Origin of the sequence: Pseudomonas sp. K8 (genome assembly GCF_014889455.1) — a bacterium.
Lineage (GTDB): Bacteria > Pseudomonadota > Gammaproteobacteria > Pseudomonadales > Pseudomonadaceae > Aquipseudomonas > Aquipseudomonas veronii.
This window is the reverse complement of record NZ_VJWO01000089.1, coordinates 1-9,795: the sequence shown is the minus strand read 5'-3', so window position 1 is coordinate 9,795 and position 9,795 is coordinate 1. Positions and strand designations below refer to the sequence as shown.

Genomic DNA, 9,795 nt, shown 5'->3' with positions numbered 1-9,795 from the left:
GCGAGGTCACGTTCGGTGCTGGTGAATTCCACGCGATAGGTGAAGGGTTGACTCAGGTGTTCGTGGCCTTCAAAGGCCAACACGTCGAGACGGGCTTCGATGTTGCGCACACTCAAGGTGTGCCGGCCATGATCGAAAAGAACCCTCGGCAGTACGCTGGAAGTCATTCCCTTTACTCCTGGACGCGAAAGCCCAGAGAGTAAAGATTTGTTATCGGTGATTAATGTCGGAAGATTCGACTTTACAAGAGCGACACTTCCCGATCTGGTTTTAGAGCCTAAAAACTATCGATATGTCGATAATCCAAGCACAGGCGCTGAGCCAGTTCTCGCGCCCTCCCCAACCGAATCGGCCCGCGCTCGATATCGACCAATAACCCCGGGCACTCCAGCGATGGCAACGCGGCAATCTCCTTGAGTCGCCCATCGGTCACCACCAGCAACCGCTGCTGTTCGGCGGGGTAGCGCGTTCTGCGTGCCGCCAGCCATTGCGTCGCCTCGCCCAGCGCGGCCAACAGTGGCGTACCGCCCCCCGCGCCGAGCTGATCCAGCCAGCCAGCCAGGCTTTTCGCGGCTTTCAGGCCCTGCACCTGCCACTTCGGCGACTGCCCGCTCGCCGTCAGCAATGCCATGCGCGCCCGCTGGCGGTAGGCGTCATCCAACAGTTGCGCCAATAACCCTTTGGCATCGGTCAATGCACGATGCCGCCGCGTCGACGCCGACGCGTCGACAATCACCAACCATAACTCCTGGGCCGAGCGGCTGCGCAGGTGGAAACGCAGGTCCTCACGAGACTGCGGCCGCCCGCCGAGCAAGGTGCCCGGCCAATTGATAGAGCCCTGCTGCGCGTCGCGCGACTTGCCGTGCCTGCCTTTATCCAGTCGCCCCGCCTTGGGCCGGGCATCCGCCCCCGCGTCAGGTCGGGGGCAGATGCCTAAGGCTTTTTTGGCCAGGCGGGCACGTCTCGGCGAGCGCCCGTGGGCAAGGCCGGTGCGGGCATATCGCCCCACTGGCCTTGGCCGGGTGAAGTGTCGGACGCTTGAGGCGCCTGGCCCTCATGGTTGGGCGGGCTGGGCGGCGGGGACTGCGCCTGGCGACGATGGCGCAAGGCAAACTCGGCCACGGCTTCGATATCTTCCTCGGCGATGGCGGTCGCGCCGCGCCAGGCTGCATGCGCTCTCGCGCCACGCAACCAGACAAGGTCGGCGCGCAAACCATCCACGCCCGCGGCAAAGCAGCGTTGGGTGATCTGTGCCAGCGCCTCGTCATCCAATGCAATGGCCTCGAGACAGGCCCGCGCCCGGGTGCAACGCTCGCGCAGGGCGGCCTGCGGTTCGGCCCACAACGCGCAGAAGGCCATGGGGTCGCTGTCGAAGTCGAGGCGCCGGCGGATGATCTGCCCACGCTCGGCCGGCACGGTTTGCCCGCTCAAGGCCACATTGAAGCCGAAGCGGTCGAGCAACTGCGGACGCAACTCACCCTCCTCCGGGTTCATCGTGCCGATCAGCACAAAGCGCGCAGGATGCCGGTGGGAGATACCGTCGCGCTCGATCAGGTTGGTGCCGCTGGCGGCCACGTCCAGCAGCAGGTCCACCAAATGATCGGGCAGTAAGTTGACCTCGTCGACATACAACACCCCACCATCCGCCTTGGCCAGCACGCCGGGTGAAAACTGCGCGCGGCCTTCGCCCAATGCCACATCCAGGTCCAGGGTGCCGACCAGGCGCTCCTCGGTGGCGCCCAACGGCAAGGTGACGAATTGACCGCTGGCCAACAGGTCCGCCAGGCCACGTGCCAGGGTGGACTTGGCCATGCCGCGCGGGCCTTCGATCAGCACGCCGCCGATCTTCGGGTCGATGGCGGTCAGGCACAGCGCGAGTTTCAGGTCATCGGCACCGACCACGGCCGACAGCGGGAAATGGGGAATTTCAGTCATCAGCTGTCTTCTTCTATATCCAGCAACAGGTTTTCCAACGCCTCGCGATACGCCCCCGGCGCTTGCCACATGCCACGCTGCTGGGCTTCGAGCAGGCGCTCGGTCATGTCCCGCAGGGCATCAGGGTTGTGCTGTTGCACAAAGGCGCGGGTGTCGGGGTCGAGCAGGTAGGCGTCGGCGAGCAAGGCGTATTGGTGATCGTCGATCAGCGCGGTGGTGGCGTCGAAGGCGAACAGATTGTCCACGGTTGCCGCCATCTCGAACGCACCTTTATAGCCATGACGCTTCACGCCTTCGATCCACTTGGGGTTGGCGGCGCGGGCACGGATCACCCGGTTCAGCTCTTCCTTCAAGGTGCGGATCTTCGGCACGTCCGGCTGGCTGTGGTCGCCATGGTAGCTGGCAGCCTTGTCGCCGCTCAGGGTTTCCACGGCGGCGAGCATGCCGCCCTGGAATTGGTAGTAATCGTTGGAATCGAGCAGGTCGTGCTCGCGATTGTCCTGGTTTTGCAGCACCGCCTGCACCTGGCTCAGGCGTTGGGCGAATTGCCCGCGGGCGGCGGTGCCCTCGTCGGCGCCACCATAGGCGTAGCCACCCCAATTCAGGTAGACCTCGGCCAAGTCCTCGCGGCTTTGCCACAAGCGACCGTCGATCGCGCCCTGCACGCCAGCGCCATAGGCACCGGGCTTGGCCCCGAAAATACGCCAGCCCGCCTGTTTCGCCGCCGCGGCCTCGTCCAGGCCGGACTCAAGCAACGCCTGGCGCTCGCAACGGACCTTGGCGGCCAGCGGGTTCATATCGTCAGGCTCGTCCAGCGCCGCCACCGCTTGTACCGCCGCATCGAACAGGCGGATCAGGTTGGCGAAGGCATCCCGGAAGAACCCCGACACGCGCAAAGTCACGTCGACACGCGGGCGGTCCAGCAGGCTGATCGGCAGGATTTCGAAGTCGTCCACCCGCTGGCTGCCCGTGACCCACACCGGGCGTACCCCCATCAGGGCCATGGCCTGGGCGATATCGTCGCCGCCGGTACGCATGGTCGCGGTGCCCCACACCGACAGGCCGAGCTGGCGCAGGTGGTCGCCGTGGTCTTGCAGGTGCCGCTCGAGAATCAGGTTGGCCGACTGGAAACCGATGCGCCAGGCAGTGGTGGTTGGCAGGTTGCGCACGTCGACGCTGAAAAAATTGCGCCCGGTGGGCAGCACATCCAGACGCCCCCGGCTCGGCGCGCCGCTTGGGCCCGCCGGCACGAAGCGGCCGCCCAGGGCATCGAGCAGGCCGCGCATTTCCGCCGGGCCGCACCCATCCAGGCGTGGCGCCACGACACTGCGCAGGCTTTCGATGACGGATTTGACATCCTCCCAACCGGGCTCTTCCAGCTGTTCCAGCGGCCCCGCCAGCGCCTGTTCGATCAACCGTGCAGCGTACAGCTCCAGGCGCTCGCGGGTATCACCGGCGGTGCGCCACCGCTGTGGATCGATGGTTTGCAACACCTCCGGGCAGCGTCCGGTCCAGGGTTCGGCGAGGGCGCAGTCCAGCGGGTCGAAACCCAGCTCGAAGGCCTTGGCCAATACCCGTAACAGGCTCGATTGCGCGCCTCGGCCGTCGCCACGCGGGATACGCAGCAACGCGAGCAAGGTGTCGATACGCAAGCGGCCCTGGGGCGACTCGCCGAAGATATGCAGGCCGTCGCGGATCTGCGATTCTTTCAGGTCACACAGGTAGGTATCCAGGCGCGGCAGCCAGATCGCCGCGTCGGCCTCGCTGTCCAGTTCAAGCTCCTGGTCGATACGGGTTTCGCGCACCAGCTTGAGGATGTCCTTTTGCAGCTCGCGGGCGCGGCGCGGGTCGAGCAGTTGCGCTTCGTAGTATTCGTCCGCCAACAACTCCAGGTCGCGCAGCGGCCCGTAGGTTTCGGCACGGGTCAGCGGCGGCATCAAGTGATCGATGATCACCGCCTGGGTGCGCCGCTTGGCCTGGGCGCCCTCGCCCGGGTCGTTGACGATAAACGGGTAGATATTCGGCAGCGGCCCGAGCAGCGCGTCGGGCCAGCAATTTTCCGACAGCCCTACGCCCTTGCCCGGCAGCCATTCCAGGTTGCCGTGCTTGCCGACGTGGATCACGCCGTGAGCGCCGTAGGTGTGGCGCAACCAGAAATAGAACGCCAGGTAAGCGTGAGGCGGCACCAGGTCCGGGTCGTGGTACACCGCGCTGGCGTCCACCTGATAACCGCGGGCCGGCTGGATGCCGATAAACGTCAAGCCCAGGCGCAGGCCGGCGATCATCAGGCGGCCGTCGCGGCACATCGGGTCGTTGTGCGGCGTGCCCCAGCGTTCCAGCACCGCCTGGCGGTTGGCTTCGGGCAGGCGCTTGAACATCGCCTCGTAGTCGTCCAGGCCCAGGCTTTGGTGGCACGGGCGCAGGTCGAGGTTGTCCAGGTCGTTGGTGACGCCACCGAGCAGTTCGTGGATCAGCGCGGTGCCGCTTTCCGGCAGGATTTCGGGCAGCGGATAACCCTCGGCCTGCAAGGCCCGCAGGATATTCAGCGCCGCCGCCGGCGTGTCCAGGCCGACGCCGTTGCCGATGCGGCCGTCGCGCGTCGGGTAGTTGGCCAGGATCAGGGCGATGCGCTTGTCGGCATTCGGCACCCGCGCCAGTTCGACCCAACGGCGCGCCAGTTCAGCGACAAAGTCCATGCGCTCCGGCGCTGCGCGGTAGCACACCACGTCCGACTGGCTGCGCTCACTGCGCCAGGCCAGGTCCTTGAAGCTGATCGGTCGGCTGATGATGCGCCCGTCCAGTTCCGGCAAGGCGATGTGCATCGCCAGGTCGCGCGGGCCGAGGCCTTGTTCGCTGGCCTGCCAGGCGGGTTGGTTGTCCTGGGCGCAAATCGCCTGGATCACCGGGATGTTGCGGCGAAACGGGCGCAAATGCGGCGCTTCGGGGCTGGACTGGGCAAAGCCGGTGGTGTTGAGAATCACCGCCGCCCCGACCTCATCCAGCCAGTCCTCGACCGCCGTCAGGCAGCCGGGCTCCTTCAGACTGGCCACTGCCATCGGCAACGGATTCAGGCCCGCCGCCTGCAGACGCTGGCAGAACACATCGATAAAACCGGTATTGGCCGCTTGCAGATGGGAGCGGTAGAACAGCACCGCCGCCACCGGGCACTCAGGATTCCAATCCAACTGCCAGTCGTTGAGGCACGCATGGGCTTTACGCGGGTGATAAATCGCGCTGCGCGCCAGGGTTTGCGGCTCGGCCCAGGCATAGTCGCGGCCCAGGTAGGCGCTGGCCAGGCAGCGATAAAAATCCAGCGCATTACCCAGGCCGCCCTGGCGCAGGAACTGCCACAGGCGGTCACGCGCTGCGGCATCCACGGTGCTGAGGCCGCTGAGTTCCGGGTCGGGACGGTCATCCCCCGGCACCAGGATCAGCGTGACCCCGCGCTCGGCCAACGCCACCAGGCGCTCGACGCCGTAACGCCAATAGCCGATGCCGCCGTGCAGGGAAATCAGGATGACCTTGGCGTGGCGCAGCACTTCATCGACGTACAGGTCCACCGATGCATGGTTCTGCACCTGCATCGGGTTGGCCAGGCGCAGGCTCGGGTAATCCTCGGGCAACTGCTGGGCCGCTTCGGCCAGCAGCGCCAGGCTGGAGTCGCCGCTGCACAGGATCACCAGCTCGGCGGGGGTTTGCCCAAGGTCGGCAATGTTGTCGTCCGCGACGAAACCGCCGGGCTGGGTCCTGAGCAGGTGCATGGGTTAAACGCTGAGGGCGGCGCGCAATTGCGCTTCGAGGCCCGCCGCGTCGAGGTCCTGGCCGATCAGCACCAGGCGCGTGATGCGCGCTTCGTCGGCGCTCCAGGCGCGGTCGAAGTGTTTGTCGAAGCGCGTGCCCACGCCCTGGATCAGCAGGCGCATCGGCTTGTTCGGGATCGCCGCGAAGCCTTTGACGCGCAGGATGCCGTGCTGCACCACCAATTGGCTCAGGGCGTCGAGCAGCAGGGCTTCGTCGGACTGGGGCAAGTCGATGGAAATGGAGTCGAACGCATCGTGATCATGATCGTCTTCACCTTCGTGATGATGATCGTGATGGCTATGGCGACCGTCGATGTGCTCTTCGGAGCCGGCGCCCAGGCCGATCAGCACGTCCAGCGGCACCCGACCGCTGCTGGCTTCGATGATCTTCACCGCCGGCGGCAACTCTTCGGCGACTTCCAGGCGCACGCGGGCCAGGTCGTCGGGGCTGATCAGGTCGCACTTGTTGAGGATCACCAGGTCGGCGCTGGCCAGTTGGTCGGCGAACAGTTCATGCAGCGGTGATTCGTGGTCCAGGTTCGGGTCGAGTTTGCGCTGGGCGTCGACCTGATCCGGGAAGGCGGCGAAGGTACCGGCCGCCACGGCGGGGCTGTCGACCACGGTGATCACCGCATCGACCGTGCAGGCGTTGCGGATTTCCGGCCACTGGAACGCCTGGACCAAAGGTTTTGGCAGGGCCAGGCCGGAGGTTTCGATGAGGATATGGTCAAGGTCGCCGCGACGGGCAACCAGTTCGCGCATCACCGGGAAGAACTCTTCCTGCACGGTGCAGCACAGGCAGCCGTTGGCCAGTTCATACACGCGGCCGTTGGCTTCTTCCTCGGTGCAGCCGATGGAGCACTGCTTGAGGATTTCACCGTCGATGCCCAGCTCGCCGAACTCGTTGACGATCACCGCGATGCGACGGCCCTGGGCGTTATCGAGCATATGGCGCAGCAAGGTGGTTTTGCCCGAGCCGAGAAAGCCGGTAACGATGGTGACGGGGAGTTTGGCCAGTGTTTTCATCGGATGCCCTTGGGGGCGGGCATACGGGACGATAGGCCCTGCGCGACGCGCAGCAGCAGATTTCGTCACCGGATCACCCCGCCCGGTTGAATTGAAAAATCGGTTGCGAGGCAGGTCTCCTGGCTTGGGGCTTGCGGGTCTTGCGACCGGCGCTGGCTGCGCCTTCCCGCCTTGATGGCAGTGGCGTGGCAGTCAGATAAACCCTTCACAGTTGCGGGGGCAGCCGCGGCTTGAACCGCGTTCCCTTCTTAGCTCCGGCCTGGGCCGAAGAACCTCGAGGGTGCAAGGCTACAGGGGCTCAGTCAATTTGACTACCGTCGCCCTGCATGCTTTCCTACACACCTTGTTTCGGGTGCCCTTCACAGGGTGAAACGGGAAACCGGTGCGTCATAGCGATATGACCAGTCCGGTGCTGCCCCCGCAACGGTAAGCGAGCGAAGCGTCACGGCCACTGTGCTTTGTGCATGGGAAGGCGATGCTTTCAGGACTCAGTTCAAGAGCCCCCTCGCAAGCCCGGAGACCGGCCCGAAAAAAATCATCTAACAAACCCGCGGTGGGCGGGCGCTGTTTGAACCCTGCGTGCCTGGCTCGCGGGTTTTGCATGCGCTCGTGTCACCCTGAACCCCTGAAGGGACGCGCCATGTCGATCATCAGCAGCACCTCGCCTAGCACCAGCAGCACCGCCACCCTGAGCCAACGCCTGGGCGCCGCCATCGGCGCGTCGATCCTCGGCGCATGCCTGGTGTATTTCGCCGGGTTCTCGCATATCGAAGCGGTACACAACGCCGCCCACGATACCCGCCACAGCGCCGCGTTCCCGTGCCATTGAGACCTGCCGACATGATCAAGCGTATTGCGCAAACCGCAGGTTTCAGTGGGCTGCTGGCCGCCCTGTTGTTGACCTTGCTGCAAAGTTTCTGGGTCGCCCCGCTGATCATGCAGGCGGAAACCTTTGAAAAAGCCCCAGCCGCGACACAAGTGGCACACGAGCACGCCGCTGGCACCGCTGCACACACCCATGACGCCGAAGCCTGGGAGCCGGAAGACGGCTGGCAGCGCGTGCTGTCGACCACCGGCGGCAATCTGGTGGTGGCGGTCGGTTTCGCCTTGATGCTCGCCGGGCTCTACACCCTGCGCGCGCCGACTCGCACGGCTCAAGGCCTGCTGTGGGGCCTGGCCGGTTACGCGACCTTCGTGCTGGCGCCAACCCTGGGCCTGCCGCCGGAATTGCCGGGCACTGCCGCCGCCGACCTGGCACAACGGCAGATCTGGTGGATCGGCACGGCGGCCTCAACCGCGGCCGGTATCGCGCTGCTGGTATTCGGTGGCAACTGGCTGCTCAAGGCGCTGGGCGCGGCGATCCTCGTGGTGCCTCATGTGATTGGCGCTCCGCAACCTGAAGTGCATTCGATGCTGGCCCCTGAGGCCCTGGAAGCACAGTTCAAGATCGCCTCGCAACTGACCAACATCGCGTTCTGGTTGGCGTTGGGGCTGATCAGCGCCTGGTTGTTTCGCCGCAACCGCGACGATCGATACATCGCATGACCCTCGTGGTCGGCCTGGGCTGCCAGCGCGGCTGCGAGTTTCAAGCCCTGCTGGACCTGCTGAACGCCGCCCTCGCCGAGGGCGGTATCGAGCGCCATCGCATCACCGCCCTGGCCAGCCTTGATCGCAAGCAGGATGAACCGGGCTTGCTGGCCCTGGCCCAATGGCTGAACCTGCCGCTGCACTGCTTCAGCGCGGCGCACCTGGCGATGTATGACGACCGCCTGAGCCACAGGTCTGCCGTCGCCTTTGCCCATACCGGTTGTTACGGCATCGCCGAAAGCGCCGCCCTGGCCCTGGCCGAACAGCTCGGCGGCGCCCCTGCGCGCCTGTTGGTCCCGCGCAAAAAATCCGCCCGGGCCACCTTGGCATTGGCCTGCGTCGACTGAAACCGCGATAATCGCCGCTTCCGATCATGAGCGTTCCTCATGCTCGCGCGTTTTTTCACAGGATTTCTCCATGACCGTCTACTTCATCGGCGCCGGCCCCGGCGACCCGGAATTGATCACCGTCAAAGGCCAGCGGCTGATCCGCAGTTGCCCGGTGATCATCTATGCAGGGTCGCTGGTGCCGGCGGCGGTACTGGAGGGGCATCAGGCCGAACAGGTGGTCAACAGCGCCGAACTGCACCTGGAACAGATCATCGAGCTGATCAAGGCCGCCGATGCCAGGGGCCAGGATGTGGCGCGGGTCCACTCCGGCGATCCAAGCCTGTACGGCGCAATTGGCGAACAGATCCGCCTGTTGCGCGAGCTGGGCATTGCGTTCCAGATCATTCCCGGCGTCACCGCCGTGGCCGCCTGCGCGGCGCTGCTGGAGACTGAACTGACCCTGCCGGACATCGCCCAGAGCGTGATTCTCACCCGCTACGCCGATAAAACCCGCATGCCCGCCGGTGAAGACTTCGACAGCCTGGCCCGTCACGGCACGACCATGGCGATTCATCTGGGGGTCAATCACCTGGAGAAGATCGTCGCCGAACTGCTGCCGCACTATGGCGCGGATTGCCCGATTGCCGTGGTACACCGCGCGACCTGGCCGGATCAGGATTGGGCTGTCGGCACCTTGGCGGACATTGCCGACAAAGTCGCGGCCAAAGGCTTCAGGCGCACCGCGCTGATTGTGGTGGGTCGGGTGCTGGCCAGTGACAGTTTCAGCGCGTCGTCGCTGTATCGGGCCGGGCATGCACACCTGTACCGACCCTAATCAAAAACATCAAAAACCAAACATAAAACACTGATTTAACTAAACAAACACAAAATAAAATGTGGGAGGGAGCTTGCTCCCTCCCACACTTAATGTTCAGCGTTAGGTAGGTCGCGTAAGAAGCTGAATTTTAAGCATAAAAAAACGGCGCTCACGGGGCTAATGCCAGTCAGTTAAGCTGACTGGCATTTTTATTTCTGATCGGATACTTCGGTGATTTCAGCCGAATCGCCCGAGGATAAACGCGCTCCTCACGTCGATGCGGCAGCACGTAGTGCGGCGC

The 9,795-nt window shown here is 64.8% G+C and carries 8 protein-coding genes and 2 riboswitches; of the genes, 4 read left to right on the top strand and 4 right to left on the bottom strand.

All coding sequences use genetic code 11. The features are described 5' to 3' along the window. Positions 1-277: 277 nt before the first annotated feature. Genes INT12_RS29900 through cobW form a run of 4 tightly spaced genes read right to left on the bottom strand, consistent with a single transcriptional unit; the run spans position 278 to position 6,761 of the window. Positions 278-880 (bottom strand): vWA domain-containing protein, encoded by a 603-nt coding sequence (locus INT12_RS29900; protein ID WP_102618975.1) that lies wholly within the window; start codon positions 878-880, stop codon positions 278-280. Between the two features lie 53 nt (positions 881-933). After that, entirely contained in the window at positions 934-1,935 is a 1,002-nt protein-coding gene (locus INT12_RS29895; RefSeq protein ID WP_193041000.1) for an ATP-binding protein, read from the bottom strand. Continuing rightward, positions 1,935-5,696 (bottom strand): cobaltochelatase subunit CobN, encoded by a 3,762-nt coding sequence (cobN, locus tag INT12_RS29890; protein WP_193041001.1) that lies wholly within the window; start codon positions 5,694-5,696, stop codon positions 1,935-1,937. The genes INT12_RS29895 and cobN overlap by 1 nt, the downstream gene beginning before the upstream one ends. 3 nt (positions 5,697-5,699) lie before the next feature. Continuing rightward, a complete protein-coding gene (cobW, locus tag INT12_RS29885; RefSeq protein WP_017846596.1) occupies positions 5,700-6,761 on the bottom strand; it encodes a cobalamin biosynthesis protein CobW in 1,062 nt (353 codons plus the stop codon). Positions 6,762-6,852: 91 nt separating this feature from the next. Then, positions 6,853-7,053, bottom strand: a riboswitch (cobalamin riboswitch). Between the two features lie 41 nt (positions 7,054-7,094). Then, a riboswitch (cobalamin riboswitch) is annotated at positions 7,095-7,305 on the top strand. A gap of 96 nt (positions 7,306-7,401) precedes the next feature. Here cobW and INT12_RS29880 point away from each other — a divergent pair. The 4 genes from INT12_RS29880 (at position 7,402) to cobM (ending at position 9,512) form a co-directional block, all read left to right on the top strand. Next, positions 7,402-7,590, top strand: a complete 189-nt coding sequence (locus tag INT12_RS29880; RefSeq protein WP_017846597.1) for a CbtB domain-containing protein — start codon at positions 7,402-7,404, stop codon at positions 7,588-7,590. 11 nt (positions 7,591-7,601) lie between these two features. Next, the gene (locus INT12_RS29875; RefSeq protein WP_193041002.1) at positions 7,602-8,306 is read left to right on the top strand and encodes a CbtA family protein; all 705 of its coding nucleotides are present in this window, start codon (positions 7,602-7,604) and stop codon (positions 8,304-8,306) included. Then, on the top strand, positions 8,303-8,695 hold the full coding sequence (locus tag INT12_RS29870) for a cobalamin biosynthesis protein (protein ID WP_046484972.1): 393 nt from the start codon (positions 8,303-8,305) through the stop codon (positions 8,693-8,695). The genes INT12_RS29875 and INT12_RS29870 overlap by 4 nt, the downstream gene beginning before the upstream one ends. A gap of 70 nt (positions 8,696-8,765) precedes the next feature. Beyond that, a complete protein-coding gene (cobM, locus tag INT12_RS29865) occupies positions 8,766-9,512 on the top strand; it encodes a precorrin-4 C(11)-methyltransferase (RefSeq protein ID WP_104903035.1) in 747 nt (248 codons plus the stop codon). Positions 9,513-9,795 lie beyond the last annotated feature (283 nt).

Coding starts and splice junctions, on each gene's coding strand:
- cobW (WP_017846596.1), bottom strand. CDS start 6,761: ATGAAAACACTGGCCAAACTCCCCGTCACCATCGTTACCGGCTTTCTC.
- INT12_RS29870 (WP_046484972.1), top strand. CDS start 8,303: ATGACCCTCGTGGTCGGCCTGGGCTGCCAGCGCGGCTGCGAGTTTCAA.
- cobM (WP_104903035.1), top strand. CDS start 8,766: ATGACCGTCTACTTCATCGGCGCCGGCCCCGGCGACCCGGAATTGATC.
- INT12_RS29895 (WP_193041000.1), bottom strand. CDS start 1,935: ATGACTGAAATTCCCCATTTCCCGCTGTCGGCCGTGGTCGGTGCCGAT.
- INT12_RS29880 (WP_017846597.1), top strand. CDS start 7,402: ATGTCGATCATCAGCAGCACCTCGCCTAGCACCAGCAGCACCGCCACC.
- INT12_RS29875 (WP_193041002.1), top strand. CDS start 7,602: ATGATCAAGCGTATTGCGCAAACCGCAGGTTTCAGTGGGCTGCTGGCC.
- cobN (WP_193041001.1), bottom strand. CDS start 5,696: ATGCACCTGCTCAGGACCCAGCCCGGCGGTTTCGTCGCGGACGACAAC.